The sequence below is a fragment of the Thermotoga sp. 2812B genome (assembly GCF_000789335.1).
Lineage (GTDB): Bacteria > Thermotogota > Thermotogae > Thermotogales > Thermotogaceae > Thermotoga > Thermotoga maritima.
Genome location: NZ_CP003408.1, coordinates 148,668 through 163,402, shown reverse-complemented (window position 1 = coordinate 163,402; position 14,735 = coordinate 148,668). Strand labels below are relative to the sequence as shown.

Genomic DNA, 14,735 nt, shown 5'->3' with positions numbered 1-14,735 from the left:
TTTTTGCACAAAAACAAAGGGGGCATATGCCCCCGAATTGACGATGTTTATTTTTATCTCATCAGCTGGAGGACGTTCTGTGGTAGTGTGTTGGACTGAGCGAGCATAGCCATACTGGACTGAAGCAGGATCTGTTGTTTGGTGAATTCCATCATCTCTTTTGCCATGTCTGCGTCTCTGATTCTGGATTCGGCCGCTGTGAGGTTTTCCGCTGCAACTCCGAGGTTGGAGATGGTGTGTTCGAGCCTGTTCTGAACAGCACCAAGTGCTGCCCTTGCCGTGCTCACCCTGTGAATTGCAGCGTCCACAACCATGATCGCTCTCTCGGCTGCGTCTTGAGTGGTAACTTTGAGGGAAGTTGTTGTCAATCCGAGTGCTGCTGCGCTCATGTCGTCAATTCCTGCAACCATGTTGTGCCCTTCGTTCGCTCCGATCTGGAAAATAAGCTGGGAAGCAGATGTATAAATGGCTTCTACCCTGACAACCGCACTGTCTACTACTTCGTTTTTCGGAAGAGCCCCTCCAAAATCACTTATACTGAGAACATCTGTTTTCCACTTAAAGGTTACAGCACCAAGGGTTGCTTGGCCTGCTGTCAAGTCAACAATTGTGTATTTAGATCCTCCGGCGGTGAACAGGGTTATCTTGACATCAAGTTCAGATGTAACAGCGCCGGTGAATTGTCCTACTTCGATAACGTACGTTCCCTCAACCGCTGCGCTTGAAACTTTTCCAAGCTGGACATTGATATTTCCACCAGTAACAACTTTTGCGTCCACTTTGTTTCTGAAGCTTTCGAGTTTTCCATCGAGGAGCTTTTTGGTGTTGAACTCTGTTGTTCTTGCGATTCTGTCTATTTCCTCTCTGAGCTGATCGATTTCCTTCTGAATCTGTTCTCTATCGACGTCCGTGTTCGTATCGGACGCAGCCTGAACTGCGAGTTCCCTCATTCTCTGAAGGATCGAGTGTACCTCTGTGAGAGCTCCTTCTGCTGTCTGGATCAGAGAGATGGCATCCTGAGCGTTCTTGATCGCCATGTTGAGACCTTTGATCTGGCCTCTCATCTTTTCGCTGATGGCAAGTCCCGCTGCGTCGTCTCCTGCCCTGTTGATCCTCAAACCAGAGGAGAGTCTTTCAAGGGTTTTGCTCATGCTGTACTGTGTCTGACTGATGTTCCTCCAGGCGTTCAACGCACTGATGTTGTGATTGATCCTCATGAACCACTCACCTCCGTGTGAAAGTCTTTACTTCCCTGTACCCGGCGCCGGGTTTTCCATTATTTTTAATCGGAAGCCCTTCAGGGGATTTTAATGTTAAATGTTTGTAACGAAATGTTCTTCTGAAGATTTCAATATGGATTTTGAAGGTACAGGTACAAGAAATCGTTTACAGAATTCACGATGAACACTTTCCCGAATAATTGCTCAGAGAATTTTTTTATCAGCATATCTGGATCCCTCAGGCCGGTTTTTACAAGAAAAACATGTACTTGTTTCTGTTTCCCTATGAGAAGATCTGTTTCTGAATCTCCAACAACTGTAATCTCTTCGTCTGATGGTACATTGTTTTTTACCCAGTTGTACTTAATCAACAGATCTCCGTTTGGTTTCAAAGCCACAACATTGTCTACTATACTTTCGTTTCTCTTTTTCAGATCTTCAAGGAGGGCTTTGTGATTTCGCCTCAATGTCAGTATGATGTATTTTTCCTTCAACCTGTCTAATAAACTCCAATCAACAATGTCTCTATCAAGTTCTAAAACAGATGGATCTTCCAGTTTTTCTCTTTTGTATTCTCTGTATGACTCGTATTCCTGTTCGGAGACATTGCGGAAAAGGTTGACTATCATCGAATCCTGTTCGAACCTTCTCTTCAGTGTTTTGAACGTTTCAAGATCGAGGTTTTCAATTTTCCACCATGAATTGAACACAAAGAAATATCTTTCCCAAACATCTAACAACGTTCCATCGAGGTCAAAAATTATCACCCCTCGGTCACCTCGAACATCTCCTCAAAATATCTGTACATAATTCGCTTTTTCCTATCACTCTGAAACTCAGATGGATTGTAAGGTTTTCCCAGAAGTTCCAGTATTAACAATTTTACAATGTTGGAACCTGATTCTACGCTCAAAGGAAGCCCTCCGGAAGCGAATCTCAGATTTATATCTGTAAATATTACTTCATTTTCTGGAGTCAGAAAAAACTGAAAATTTGCAGGCCCAAATATTTTACACTTCGCCGCAATTTTTTCAATTTGATCACGAACATCAATCGAAAAGTCGTTTTCTGAGATAACAGCAGCGCCTCCCAACGTTTTGATTCTGATTCTCTGATTGTATGTGACCAGCTCACCTTTTTTGTTGAAGAAAGCATCGACTGTGTATTCTTTTCCATCGATATATTCCATTATTAGAGCGTCTCTATAAATCGTTGTTGCAAGTTCTAATTCCTCCCTGTTTCTACAAATGAAAAATCCTCTGCTGCCGCTTCCCACTGCTGGTTTGACAACCACGGGAAATTCATCTACGTCGTGGTAAGAGGTGTATATTTTTGGCGTTTTAAGTCCTATCCCCTTCAGAATTTTATAAGCATTTGCTTTATTATCCAGCATTTTGAATGTTTCATAAGGTGATATCATGAATTTCGAACGACTTCGTTTGAGTATTTCAGTCTGGTATTTTGAAACAACTCTGCATTCTTCAGAGTGCACCGGGATATAGATATCTATCCTTTCTTTGTTCAGGATTTCAATGAGTTGATCGATAAACTCCTTCTCTTCACTGGATCTGCTTATTACAAACAATTTATCCAGAAAGAATTTTGTAGGAACCTTCGTTGTTATATCGAAACCATATATCTCGAACCTCTCTCCAATATCCATTTTTCGCAGAACTTTCGCTAAATAAAGACCTGTAAGACCACCGCATGAACCTATTAGAATTTTCACCATCTCCACCTCCTTCTTTTCAATCTCATTCTATAATAACGAGGGAGGACTGTAAAAGAAGGAGGAATAACCTTGAACATCGCCATACTCAACCACTACGCGAGTATACCGGAGATGGGAAGCGCAGAAACGAGGCATTTTGAACTCGCGAAGCGATTTGTAAGAGAAGGTCACAGAGTGGACATCTACATCGGGGATTTTTCACACCTCACTGGAAAAAAATGGAGCGGAACATATGGATGGAGCTTTTCTAAGGACGGTGTGGATTTCATCGTCGTTGAGACAAGAGAGTACACCGGAAACTCCCTTTCGAGGCTTCTCTCCTCGATAGATTATTACAGAAACGGAAGGAAGAAGATCATTCAGAAGAGATACGACGTTATCATAGCGTCTTCTCCGCATCCGTTTTCCTGGAGCCTCGGCTGGTACTATGTGAGAAGAAAAGGCGGAAAATTCTTCATCGAGATCAGGGACGTCTGGCCGGACGATCTTGTAAAACTCGGTTCTCTGAGTTACCGTCATCCAGTTTCAAAGCTCTTCGACCACATGTGCAAAGAGTATTATCCGAAGGCGGATGGGATCATTTCCCTTGTTCCAGATCTTTCCAAGCACTTCAACAGATTGAAGGTTCGACCAAAGAATTTTATCTACATTCCCAACGGTGTTGATCTGAAGGTTTTCAAAGATCCAGAACCGTGCCCGGTGGTGGATGAGCTTTTTTCAAGGGTGCCTGATGGCAAGATAAAGGTTGTCTACGCGGGATCCATCGTCGAACATCAAGGAATAAAAGAGTTCATAGAAGCACTTTCAAAAGTGAACAAAAACCTGAGAGATCGTTTTGTGTTCCTCTTTGTCGGACCGTCTCAGGTGGATTACCTCAATTCTGTGAAAGAAACAGCGAAATATCTTCAAAACGTGTTCTTTTTTGATCCCGTCCCGAAAAGGTGTGTTCCCTACCTTCTTCAAAGAGCAGATGTTCTCCTCTTCACTCTCTCTCAAACCGTGATGGATCACCCCGCCGTGAGTTCCTACAAGGTGGTAGACTACATGGCCTCTGGAAAACCAGTTCTCTGTGTCGATATCGAAAATTTCCCTTTCAAGAAAACAAAGGGTGCTGTCTTTTTCAGGGAAGATAATCTCGAAGAGGCACTGAGGAAGATCCTCCTCGAGGATCTTTCAGAACTCGGCAGGAGAAACAGAGAGTATGTGGAGAAGGAAAGAGACTGGGATCGACTTTACGAAAAGTTAAGAAGTTTCGTACTCTCCTGAAACGAAAAGTTAGGATAGAATATCTTATGCTGCATACTTCAGAGCCGGGAGAGAAGAAGATGGAACGTTTGACAGAGAAGGACTATCGGTGGAATTTCATCGTGAATTCACTGGATTATGCTTTTTTCAGTCTTGGAATGACCCTTGGATCCATTTTTACGCTCTTTCCTGTTTTTGCCAGAAATCTTGGTGCTTCCAATCTGGAGCTGGGTCTCATCCCAGCCATTGCGAACCTGGGCTGGGGTATTCCAGCCATATGGGGCGCAAAGTACGCGGAGAGATCGCCAAAGAAATTGAATCTCGTTCTCAAGGTAACTCTGGGAGAGAGGCTCCCTTACCTGTTCATGGCGCTGATAAGCTTCTACCTCGCTGTTCCTTCTCCGAGGCTGGCTCTTTACCTTTCCATTCTGATGGTTGGGATCGCTACATTCTCAATGGGCTTTCTGGGTCCTCCGTGGATGAGTATGATAGAGAAGGTGATCGATCCACGAAGAAGAGGCACTTTTTTTGCCATGGGAAACGGTCTTGGAGCGATACTGGGAGTCGGTGGTTCTGTCATTGCCAGAGAGCTTCTCTCGAACTACCCGTTTCCTGTGAACTTCGGTTACGTCTTTCTCACAGCGTTTGTCTTCTTCATGGTGTCCTTCGTGTTTTTGGCTCTCACAAGGGAAGTGCCGGATCACACACTACCAGACGATGAACCTATATGGAACTACATAAAGAACATGAAGAATGTCTTTCTGGACATGCATTTCCGGAACTTTTTGATAGAGAGAATCATCACGAGTTTCATGTTTGCGTCCAGCGGTTTCATCACGGTGTATTTGCTGGAGAAGTTCTCACTTCCAGACGAATCGGCAGCGGTTTTCACGGCGATCGTTCTCGTTTCTCAGGGACTGTCTTCTTTCCTGTTCGGCCCTCTCGGTGACAGAAAGGGACACAAACTGAATCTCCTTCTCAGCAAGATCTTTTATTCCACAGCTGTCATGCTGGCGTTTCTTTCCACATCACCGGTGCACGCTTACCCCGTCTTCGCTCTGATGGGCCTTGTGAACACCACGAACAACGTTGGAAACATGGCGATCACGCTGGATTTTGTGTCTGGAAAGAGAAAAGAACTCTACATGGGTTCCCTGTACTTCTCAATCGCTCCTTTTTCCTTCGTTGCTCCCCTCATTGGAGGTAAAATAGCAGATCTTTCTGGATACGGTGTTCTCATGGTTCTCACGGGGTTGATCGGTGTATTCGGGATTTTCTACGTTGCAAAGTTTATCGTGGACCCGAGAGTTTCAAACAAGAACAATTGAAATTTCTTCCCTTCGATGGTAGAATTCTCAAGGTGTATATCACGCACGCTCCTGGATCCCACCCTCGGTGCCTGTGAAAAGGCCGGCGTGGGTGTGAAGGGAGCGGAGGATCAAAACCAAAAGAGTGGAGGTGTTGTCTGTGCCTGTTGTTACAATGAAACAGCTTCTGGAAGCGGGAGTTCACTTTGGACACAGAACGAGAAGATGGAACCCGAAGATGGCTCCCTACATCTACACGGAGAGGAAAGGTATCTACATCATCGACCTTCAGAAAACCCAGCAGTTGCTCGAAGAGGCTTACTACTTCGTAAGGGAGAAAGCCAGCGAAGGTGCGACGATTCTATTCGTGGGAACGAAAAAGCAGGCCCAAGGAGTCATAAAGGCCGAGGCAGAAAGGTGCGGAGCCTTCTACGTGAACAACAGATGGCTTGGAGGACTTTTGACGAACTTCAAAACGATCAGATCGAGGATAGACAAACTCATCGAACTCGAAGAAATGGAGCAGAGCGGCAAGCTCGAAGAACTTCCAAAGAAAGAGCAGAGCAGAATCAGAAGAGTTCTTGAAAAGCTCAGAAAGAACCTCGGCGGGCTCAAAGAAATGAGGAGACTTCCGGACATCATCTACATCGTTGATCCGAGAAAGGAAAAGATCGCTGTGGCAGAGGCAAATAAGCTTGGAATCCCCATCGTGGCCATCGTTGACACGAACTGCGACCCCGATCCCATCGACTACGTCATCCCTGGAAACGACGACGCGATCAGATCCATAAAACTCATCACTTCCGTCATCGCAAACGCATATCTCGAAGGAAGAGAGGGAGCTCCTCTCACTGCGGAAAAAGAAGAAACAGAAAGTGCAGAAGAAACGAGTGAAGAAGTAATGGAGGACATAAATCTGGAAGAACTCGAAGAGGAAGAAGAAGTGTAATCAAGGGGCGTTCCCGCCCCTTTAAATTTTCTCCAGTTTCACCGCGGTTCCGTACGCGAGGATCTCCGCAGCACCACTCATGATCGTAGATGAAGAATATCTGAATCCTATCACCGCGTCCGCCCCAAGTTTCTCCGCTTCTTTCATCATCCTTTCCAGTGCAATGTTTCTTGCCTCCGTGAGCATCTCCGTGTAGCCTTTGATCTCACCACCCGCGAGGGTTTTGAGGGCAGCGGCTATGTCTCTTCCCAAATGCTTTGACATCACCACGTTTCCTGAAACTACCCCCAAGATCTCCTTCACCCTGTATCCCGGTACCTGTTCCGTGGTGGTGATTATCATTCTTCACACCTCCTCAGAAGTCTCTCGTTTTGAAACTCCTCCGGGAAAGATAAGTGAAAACAACACCGGTTAGAGTGTAGATCAGCGACGGCCAGAGTGTGACATCACCCTTCAGAACGTAGGAGTAGGTGTTCAAAGTGGAGAGTGTCTTCACGAACCCACCCAGAACGGTAGTTCCAGCAAGAAGAGCGATCGAAGCGATGAGAGGCTTCACCTGATCTGAAGAGATCACAGAGAAGAACACTGTGACGGAAAACCACAGGTAAGTCGTTATCATCTCCACAAGGAAGTATTTGAATACCAGTCCTGTATCGAGTCTTTCTCCGATGGCCCAGCTCACAGGTATTGGAACGAGCGCAAGCACAACAAGCGCTACAAAAGTGAAAACAAGAGGTGCGAAGAACTTCACGTTGAAGAGCTTCTCTCTGGACATCCTCACGAGCAAAAGCTCGATCGTTTCGTTCTCTATTTCTCTCGCAAATATGGGGAAAGCTATTATGATCGCAAATATCGGCACGAACTGTCCGAGGTTCTTTCCGTACCACTGTGTAATGATGTAAAAGTTCCACTCTGAAAGCTTCTTTATGAAGTCTTCCGTGACACCGAATTTTTCAAGAAATCCTTCAGGAACGTTCTTCAGCATTTCGGTGAGGGCCGGCGTGTAATCTTTCATCACTACTAGGAGCACGAAAGTTCCAAGAAGGAGGAAGAACATCACAAGGAATCTCACCTTCATGTCTTTTAACTCCTTAACGATCATTTATCTCACCCCTTACAATCGCTTCGAATATGTCTTCAAAGGTTGCATCTTCGATCTCCACACCTTCAGGGGCTTCTTCCTTTTTCACAAGGTAAACTTTTTCTCCACTTTTGAGAGTTTTCAAAAGATAGCCGTTCAGATTCTCTCTGGAAGCCACAAGGCCGTAAGAGGACTTTATGTCGTCGAGGTTTCCTGTCAAGATGATCTTTCCTTCCTTCATGATGGCAACTTCGTCTGCAATCTTCTCCACTTCTGCGAGCACATGGCTGGTGTAGAGAACGGATTTGCCATCGAAGGTGAGGGATCTTATATGATCGAGTATCTCGTTTCGCACGATGGGATCGAGTCCCCAGGTGGGTTCGTCCAGTATGTAGAGATCCACGTTCTCAGAAAGAACGAGTGAAAGGTAAAGGATCGTTCTCATGCCGTGCGAGAGATTGGTCACTTTCTCGTTCAGGTCTATTCTGAACCTTTCGAGAAGTTCGAGACAGTTTTTCTCGTTGAAGTTCTTCCCTATCTTCTTGAAGAGATCGATGATCTCTTTCACTCTGAGGTACGGATAGAGCTTTTTCTCCTCCGGCAGATAAGTGAACGTGCCGTTCAGTTCGATCTCTCCGGAGTTTCTCTTTCTCAAACCTGTGATGCACTTCAGAGTGGTTGTTTTACCGGCACCGTTTGGACCGAGTATGGCAAAGATCTCTCCTTTTTCCACTTCGAAACTGATGCCATCCACAGCCGCTTTTTCTCCGTAGAACTTTTTGAGATCTTTCACTCTGAGGATCATCATTCATCACCTCTGTAGATTTCTTCTGTTATTTTCAGAATCCTCTCCTGTGGGATACCCGCTTTTTTGCAGTCTTCGATCTTCTTCCTGAGTTCTGTTTCAAGCTGTGTTTGGATTTTTTCCACATCCACTTTTGAGACGACGTAGCCCTCTCCTCTTCTCACTTCTAAGACTCCTTCCTGGACGAGTTCCCTGTAGGCGCGGGCGACGGTGTTCAGATTCACACCGAGGTCTTCTGCGAGAGATCTTATGGAAGGCACGAACTCACCTTCTTTCAGTTTTCCCGACAGGATCAGGAGTTTTATCCTTTCCTTTATCTGCTCGTAGATGGGTTTTGAGGAGTGAAAATCGATCCTGAACCACAAGATCTATCACCTCGCTGTAATATTATACTATTACACTACTCTCAGAATCAAGTTCTGTCTTGCGTGTTTTGTTGCATTTTGTTAAAATAGATGATGAAATCAATTAAATCAGGAGGGATGATCGTGCTTTTGAAAGAGATAAACCAATACTGCAAAGAAAAAGCCACTGGAAAGAGAATCTACGCAGTTCCAAAGCTGTGGATACCGGGTTTCTTCAAAAAGTTCGACGAGAAATCCGGTAGGTGCTTCGTTGATCCTTACGAACTCGGAGCCGAGATCACCGACTGGATTTTGAATCAGTCCAGAGAGTGGGATTATTCCCAACCTCTTTCATTTCTGAAGGGTGAGAAAACACCGGACTGGATTAAGCGTTCCGTTGTTTATGGATCCCTTCCCAGGACCACCGCGGCGTACAATCACAAGGGTTCTGGATACTACGAAGAGAACGACGTTCTTGGTTTCAGAGAGGCGGGAACGTTCTTCAAGATGATGCTGATTCTTCCGTTCGTCAAAAGCCTCGGTGCGGACGCTATCTATTTGCTTCCCGTGAGTAGAATGAGCGATCTCTTCAAGAAGGGAGACGCTCCTTCACCGTACTCCGTGAAGAACCCAATGGAACTCGATGAGAGGTACCACGATCCTCTCCTCGAACCTTTCAAGGTGGATGAAGAGTTCAAGGCCTTTGTGGAAGCGTGTCACATCCTCGGAATCAGGGTGATTCTCGATTTCATTCCGAGAACGGCTGCCAGAGACTCTGACCTCATAAGAGAACATCCGGACTGGTTCTACTGGATAAAAGTGGAAGAACTCGCAGATTACACTCCTCCAAGGGCCGAGGAACTTCCGTTCAAGGTACCAGACGAGGACGAACTCGAGATCATATACAGCAAAGAAAATGTGAAAAGACATCTCAAAAAGTTCACACTTCCTCCGAATTTGATCGACCCTCAAAAGTGGGAGAAGATAAAAAGAGAAGAGGGGAACATTCTGGAGTTAATTGTGAAAGAATTTGGAATCATCACTCCTCCAGGGTTTTCCGATTTGATCAACGATCCACAGCCCACGTGGGACGATGTCACGTTCTTGAGGTTGTACCTGGATCACCCGGAGGCTTCGAAGAAATTTCTCGATCCCAACCAGCCTCCCTACGTTCTCTACGACGTAATAAAGGCGAGCAAATTCCCTGGAAAAGAGCCGAACAGAGAGCTCTGGGAGTACCTCGCGGGCGTGATACCATATTACCAGAAAAAATACGGAATAGACGGTGCAAGACTCGATATGGGGCACGCGCTTCCCAAAGAACTTCTTGACCTCATAATAAAGAACGTGAAGGAGTACGATCCCGCATTTGTGATGATCGCAGAGGAGCTGGACATGGAAAAAGACAAAGCATCGAAGGAAGCGGGATACGATGTGATCCTGGGAAGTAGCTGGTACTTTGCGGGAAGAGTAGAGGAAATAGTAAAACTTCCTGATATCGCTGAAGAGCTTGTTCTTCCCTTCCTCGCCTCCGTTGAAACTCCTGACACACCGCGCATTGCCACAAGAAAGTACGCTTCTAAGATGAAAAAACTGGCACCGTTTGTGACTTACTTTCTGCCAAACTCTATTCCCTATGTGAACACGGGGCAGGAGATTGGAGAAAAACAGCCCATGAACCTGGGGCTGGACACGGATCCGAACCTGAGAAAAGTCCTCTCCCCAACCGACGAGTTTTTCGGGAAACTCGCGTTTTTCGACCACTACGTTCTTCACTGGGACAGCCCGGACAGGGGAGTCTTGAACTTCATCAAAAAACTGATAAAGGTGCGCCAGCAGTTCCTCGATTTTGTCCTCAACGGAAAGTTTGAAAATCTCACAACGAAAGATCTCGTCATGTACTCTTACGAGAGAAACGGCCAAAAGATCGTCATCGCCGCGAATGTTGGAAAAGAGCCAAAAAAGATCACCGGCGGAAGGGTCTGGAACGGAAAATGGTGTGATGAAGAGAAGGTGATCCTCAAACCCCTCGAGTTTGCTCTTGTTGTACAGGAGTGATATCTTCAGGACGTTCGAAGGAAACGCACCCTGCTTTTCCCTGAGCCACTTCTGTGAAAAAAAGCATCAAGGCTCTTTCGATATCGGGGACTCCTCCTTTTTTGAGGAGTCCTCTTTTTCTCGCGAAGTCTTCGAAGAATTCGCCGAACGATGATGCTATTCCGACGCTTTGAGCGAATATCTCAAAAGCTCTTTCGAAGATTCTCTGGTCTTCTATTCTCTCTACCGGTAGGCTTCCCACAAGAAGGAGCTTCGCTGCGAGGTCCTCACTGAAGATGTTCTTGTAGAGAATACCGGGTGTGTCCAAAATCTTCACACCGTTCTCCAGGGAGAACCACTGAATGCCCTTTGTGATGCCGGGCTGTGCTCCAACGGAGCTCGCTCTTTTTCCTTTCAGCTTGTTTATGATCGTTGATTTTCCCGTGTTTGGAACACCAACGATCAGAACGCGGGCAAGCCTGTCGAAGGAGAGCTTTTTCAGGAGGACCTTCCTTGGTTCACCTTTGTGAGTGGTGATCACTCTTTTTCCCTGCTTTTTGAAGAACTCCACCCACTTCTTTGTTGTTTTCTCGTCCGCTATGTCCACTTTGTTCAGAAGGATGATCGTTTCTTTTCTGGAGAAGTCCACACCGTACGCTGATGTGGCAAAGGGGGCCCGCGCGTCGCGGACCTCCACCACTGTGTTTACAAGCCTCAGAAGATCCTTTATTTGCCGTTTCGCTTTCTCTATATGACCGGGGTACCAGCTCACAGCTTCAGGATCTCCTTTATCTTGCTTTCGCTTTCTTTCATCAATTCCTCCGCTTCTTCTCTCGTGTCTCCTCTCACGTGGATGTAAACCTTGAGTTTCGGTTCTGTTCCCGAAGGTCTCACGAAGATCCTTGATTTTTCAAAGACGAAGGCTATGGTCTCGTTCGGAATAACGTTTCCGTAACCCTTTGAGTAGTCAATGATATCGTCGCGGGTTTTGAGGGATTCGTATATTTTGATCGCTTTTTCGACATCTTCAAATTTGAAATTGATGAGCTTTTCCATGTAGTACCCGTGCTTCTGGTAGAGTTCTTCGAGCTTCTCGTAAGGATCGTAGTTGCTGAAGGCAACAGCGGAGAGCACACTGCCCACCACACCGTCTTTGTCCCTCGCGTGGTTTCCCGCAAGGTACCCACAGCTTTCTTCGAAACCGAAGACGAAGTTCCTGTCACCTTTTTTGGTGTGTTCCTCTATCAGGTGTCCTATGAACTTGAATCCAGTCGGCGTTTCTTCCAGGAAGGCACCTTTCTCTTCGCAGATCGGTCTCACCATGTCCGTTGTAACGATCGTCTTTATCACGAGGGGATTTTCCACTTTCACATGATCCAGGAGAAAGTCCGTGAGAAGGACACCTACCTGGTTTCCTGTGAGTCTTCGCCCTTTGAAGACCACTCCCACTCTATCGCAGTCCGGGTCTGTGGCGAGTCCCAGAGTAGCTCCTTTTTTATTCAGGAGAACGAGTGCTTCGTCTTCCTCGGGATTCGGTGTGGGAACGGTTGAGAAGTTTGGATCAGGTTTCATCTGTTCTTCTACGAGTCTGACTTTGAACCCGAGTCTTTTCAGGACCTCAGGCACGTAGTTTGCTCCTGTTCCGTGAAGCGGAGAGTAGGCGATATCGAGATCGGTCTTCATCGGGAGATTTGAGACGATTTCGAGTACAGCTTTTATGTAGCTCTCTTTCACTTCAGGGGGTACAAACTTGATTTCTCCCTCTTTCACATGGGAAAGATCGACTTTTTTGTATATCTCGGTGATCTCATTGGTGTATTCGGGTATCGCTTGTACACCATCCCAAGTGTAGACCTTGTAGCCGTTGTATTCCGGGGGATTGTGGCTCGCGGTGATGACCACACCTCCACCCGTTTTCATGTATCTTACAGCGAAGGAAAGAACCGGTGTCGGGGTAGGTTCAGGAAAAACGTAGGCTTCTATACCTTCACCGGCGAAAACTCTGCCAGCGAGCTCTGCGAACTCCTTGGAGTTCTTTCTCGTGTCGTAAGCGATCACCACGCTTTTCTGACCTTTCTCTTTCAGCCAGAGGGCGGTGCTCAGAGAGGCTCTTTTCACCGTTTCTTCGTCGAATTCCCCTTTCCTCATCACGCCTCGAATTCCACCCGTTCCGAACAGAATCATCCTCTCTCACCTCCGAAAAGAACGTTTTTAACTCCAAATCTGAAGCATACACCGCACAGGTAACACCTGTTCCATCTACAGTCATCTGTGGTTTCTCCGTTGATTGCTTTTCTGTACTCTTCTTTCAGAAACTCCTTTGTTACTCCCATATCTATGTGGTCCCATGGGAGGTCTTCAGAAGGATCGATCTCTCGGAGATAGTCATTGGGATCTATTCCCGTTTCATCGAAGGCTTTTTCCCACAGATCGAATCTGAACATCTCACTCCATTCGTCGAAGAGTGCTCCCAGTTCGTGTGCCTTCATTATGAGATCCAGAAGTTTTCTGTCACCCCTTGAGAAAACTCCTTCAAGAAGACTCATTCTTGGATCGTGATAGGAGATTCTAGCGGATCTTTTTGCTCTTTTCAGTGTTTTGATCTTTTCGTACGCCTCCTCAGGGGAAATCTGTCTTGCAAACTGAAAGGGTGTGTGCGGCTTTGGAACGAACACGGAGACGGAAGCGGAAACTTCTTTGAAACCGAGTCTCTTCACTCTCTCTAAGAGTTTGACCATTTCTTCGAGGTCTTCGTTCGTCTCTCCAGGAAGTCCCATCATGAAGTAGAGTTTCACACGTCTCCAGCCGGATTTTTTCGCGGCTTCGAGTGTTGCGAAGATGTCTTCTTCACTTATATTCTTGTTGATGATGTTTCTCAATCGCTGTGTGGCCGCTTCTGGCGCGAAGGTGAGGCCTGTTTTTCTCACGGAGGCAATTCTCCCGGCGATCTCCACACCGAACCTGTCCATCCTCGTGGATGGTATGGAGACGGCGATCTTCTTTTCTGAGTATCTCTTCAAAAGCTCGGATACTATCTCCCCTATTTGAGTATGATCCATCGTCGAGAGAGAAAGGAGGGATACCTCTTCGTAGCCGGTGTTCTTCAGCATTTTTTCGACATTTTCGAGGATGTTCTCGAGGGATCTTTCCCTCACAGGCCTGTAATAAACGCTCGCGTGGCAGAATCTGCATCCTCTCGTGCATCCTCTCGCGACCTCTATGACTGCTCTGTCGTGGACTGATTCGACATTTGGTACGATCTTCTTCACCGGAACAGGCTGGGAGTTCAAATCTTTCACGATTCTTCTCTTTATGGTCCGCGGATATTCCGGTGAAACTGGAACGATCTTTCTTCCTTTCTGCTCGTAGAACGCTGGAACGTAAACCCCTTCGATCTTGGAGAGTTCTTTCCAGATCGTTTCTCTTTCTTCTCCCTTCGTTTCTTTCAATACCTGAGCGATTTCAAGGATCGCTTCCTCTCCATCACCGATGAGAATCGCGTCGAAAAATCCGTAGATCGGTTCGGGATTCGAAGAGCACGGACCTCCACCGAGAACAATGGGATCTCTCCTCTTCCTCTCCCAGAAGAAGAGGGGTATTTTGGAAAGCTTCAAAACTTCTACGACGTTGGTGTACGAGAGTTCGTACTCCAGAGAGATTCCAACGGCATCCATCTGGTAGAGCGGTGTGTAGGACTCCATGGTGTAAAGGGGGATATCCTTTTCTTTCATGCGCTCTATCATGTCGATCCAGGGAAGATAGCTCCGCTCCGCCCAAATGCCCGGTTGCTCGTTCAGAATGTGGTACAGTATCTCAAGACCGTGGTTTGAAGTACCTACCTCGTAAGTGTCGGGAAAAACGAGGGCTATCCGGAGGGAAACCTCCTCTGGATCTTTCACAACGCTGTTGATTTCTCTTCCTATGTATCTACTTGGTTTTCTAACCCAGGGAAGTGTTTCATTCAAGAATTTTAGAATCATCCTTTCACCTCAGTTCTGATTTTATCATTGGTTGT

The 14,735-nt window shown here is 46.3% G+C and carries 14 protein-coding genes; 4 read left to right on the top strand and 10 right to left on the bottom strand.

What is annotated here, in order from left to right; all coding sequences use genetic code 11:
* Nucleotides 1–53 precede the first annotated feature (53 nt).
* The 3 genes from flgL to T2812B_RS00860 form a co-directional block, all read right to left on the bottom strand.
* A complete protein-coding gene (gene flgL, locus T2812B_RS00870; protein WP_039454413.1) occupies nucleotides 54–1,217 on the bottom strand; it encodes a flagellar hook-associated protein FlgL in 1,164 nt (387 codons plus the stop codon).
* Nucleotides 1,218–1,348: 131 nt separating this feature from the next.
* Nucleotides 1,349–1,987 (bottom strand): HAD family hydrolase, encoded by a 639-nt coding sequence (locus tag T2812B_RS00865; protein ID WP_008192840.1) that lies wholly within the window; start codon nucleotides 1,985–1,987, stop codon nucleotides 1,349–1,351.
* Entirely contained in the window at nucleotides 1,984–2,952 is a 969-nt protein-coding gene (locus T2812B_RS00860; protein WP_156106812.1) for an ATP-grasp domain-containing protein, read from the bottom strand. The genes T2812B_RS00865 and T2812B_RS00860 overlap by 4 nt, the downstream gene beginning before the upstream one ends.
* A gap of 69 nt (nucleotides 2,953–3,021) precedes the next feature.
* Here T2812B_RS00860 and T2812B_RS00855 point away from each other — a divergent pair, with 69 nt between their 5' ends.
* The 3 genes from T2812B_RS00855 to rpsB all read left to right on the top strand — a co-directional run bounded on the left by T2812B_RS00855 (nucleotide 3,022) and on the right by rpsB (nucleotide 6,453).
* Entirely contained in the window at nucleotides 3,022–4,218 is a 1,197-nt protein-coding gene (locus T2812B_RS00855) for a glycosyltransferase family 4 protein (protein WP_008192848.1), read from the top strand.
* Between the two features lie 59 nt (nucleotides 4,219–4,277).
* On the top strand, nucleotides 4,278–5,525 hold the full coding sequence (locus tag T2812B_RS00850) for an MFS transporter (protein WP_008192850.1): 1,248 nt from the start codon (nucleotides 4,278–4,280) through the stop codon (nucleotides 5,523–5,525).
* Between the two features lie 139 nt (nucleotides 5,526–5,664).
* The gene (rpsB, locus tag T2812B_RS00845) at nucleotides 5,665–6,453 is read left to right on the top strand and encodes a 30S ribosomal protein S2 (RefSeq protein ID WP_008192855.1); all 789 of its coding nucleotides are present in this window, start codon (nucleotides 5,665–5,667) and stop codon (nucleotides 6,451–6,453) included.
* Between the two features lie 21 nt (nucleotides 6,454–6,474).
* Here rpsB and T2812B_RS00840 read toward each other — a convergent pair whose 3' ends face one another.
* Genes T2812B_RS00840 through T2812B_RS00825 form a run of 4 tightly spaced genes read right to left on the bottom strand, consistent with a single transcriptional unit; the run spans nucleotide 6,475 to nucleotide 8,704 of the window.
* Nucleotides 6,475–6,795 carry a YbjQ family protein gene (locus tag T2812B_RS00840; protein WP_008192858.1) on the bottom strand — a complete coding sequence of 107 codons (321 nt, stop codon included), beginning with the start codon at nucleotides 6,793–6,795 and terminating at the stop codon, nucleotides 6,475–6,477.
* Nucleotides 6,796–6,808: 13 nt separating this feature from the next.
* A complete protein-coding gene (locus tag T2812B_RS00835) occupies nucleotides 6,809–7,531 on the bottom strand; it encodes an ABC transporter permease subunit (RefSeq protein ID WP_081501906.1) in 723 nt (240 codons plus the stop codon).
* A gap of 13 nt (nucleotides 7,532–7,544) precedes the next feature.
* Nucleotides 7,545–8,342: an ABC transporter ATP-binding protein gene (locus T2812B_RS00830; protein WP_038050783.1), complete on the bottom strand. Its 798-nt coding sequence runs from the start codon at nucleotides 8,340–8,342 to the stop codon at nucleotides 7,545–7,547.
* Nucleotides 8,339–8,704, bottom strand: a complete 366-nt coding sequence (locus T2812B_RS00825; protein WP_008192866.1) for a GntR family transcriptional regulator — start codon at nucleotides 8,702–8,704, stop codon at nucleotides 8,339–8,341. The genes T2812B_RS00830 and T2812B_RS00825 overlap by 4 nt, the downstream gene beginning before the upstream one ends.
* A 123-nt stretch (nucleotides 8,705–8,827) precedes the next feature.
* On the opposite strand from T2812B_RS00825, the gene T2812B_RS00820 reads away from it, so the two are divergent.
* Entirely contained in the window at nucleotides 8,828–10,741 is a 1,914-nt protein-coding gene (locus T2812B_RS00820; protein WP_008192869.1) for a DUF1923 family maltosyltransferase, read from the top strand.
* On the opposite strand, the gene ylqF is transcribed toward T2812B_RS00820, so the two are convergent.
* The 3 genes from ylqF to T2812B_RS00805 are packed head-to-tail and all read right to left on the bottom strand — an operon-like array spanning nucleotide 10,704 to nucleotide 14,700.
* A complete protein-coding gene (ylqF, locus tag T2812B_RS00815) occupies nucleotides 10,704–11,492 on the bottom strand; it encodes a ribosome biogenesis GTPase YlqF (RefSeq protein ID WP_008192872.1) in 789 nt (262 codons plus the stop codon). The genes T2812B_RS00820 and ylqF overlap by 38 nt on opposite strands.
* On the bottom strand, nucleotides 11,489–12,904 hold the full coding sequence (locus tag T2812B_RS00810) for a phospho-sugar mutase (protein ID WP_008192875.1): 1,416 nt from the start codon (nucleotides 12,902–12,904) through the stop codon (nucleotides 11,489–11,491). The genes ylqF and T2812B_RS00810 overlap by 4 nt, the downstream gene beginning before the upstream one ends.
* Nucleotides 12,901–14,700 carry a TIGR03960 family B12-binding radical SAM protein gene (locus T2812B_RS00805; RefSeq protein WP_008192879.1) on the bottom strand — a complete coding sequence of 600 codons (1,800 nt, stop codon included), beginning with the start codon at nucleotides 14,698–14,700 and terminating at the stop codon, nucleotides 12,901–12,903. The genes T2812B_RS00810 and T2812B_RS00805 overlap by 4 nt, the downstream gene beginning before the upstream one ends.
* Between the last annotated feature and the right edge of the window lie 35 nt (nucleotides 14,701–14,735).

Bases quoted from the DNA above. Each gene is read 5' to 3' on its own strand.
- flgL (WP_039454413.1), bottom strand. From the start codon at position 1,217: ATGAGGATCAATCACAACATCAGTGCGTTGAACGCCTGGAGGAACATC.
- T2812B_RS00860 (WP_156106812.1), bottom strand. From the start codon at position 2,952: ATGGTGAAAATTCTAATAGGTTCATGCGGTGGTCTTACAGGTCTTTAT.
- T2812B_RS00850 (WP_008192850.1), top strand. From the start codon at position 4,278: ATGGAACGTTTGACAGAGAAGGACTATCGGTGGAATTTCATCGTGAAT.
- T2812B_RS00840 (WP_008192858.1), bottom strand. From the start codon at position 6,795: ATGATAATCACCACCACGGAACAGGTACCGGGATACAGGGTGAAGGAG.
- T2812B_RS00835 (WP_081501906.1), bottom strand. From the start codon at position 7,531: ATGAAGGTGAGATTCCTTGTGATGTTCTTCCTCCTTCTTGGAACTTTC.
- T2812B_RS00830 (WP_038050783.1), bottom strand. From the start codon at position 8,342: ATGATGATCCTCAGAGTGAAAGATCTCAAAAAGTTCTACGGAGAAAAA.
- T2812B_RS00810 (WP_008192875.1), bottom strand. From the start codon at position 12,904: ATGATTCTGTTCGGAACGGGTGGAATTCGAGGCGTGATGAGGAAAGGG.
- T2812B_RS00805 (WP_008192879.1), bottom strand. From the start codon at position 14,700: ATGATTCTAAAATTCTTGAATGAAACACTTCCCTGGGTTAGAAAACCA.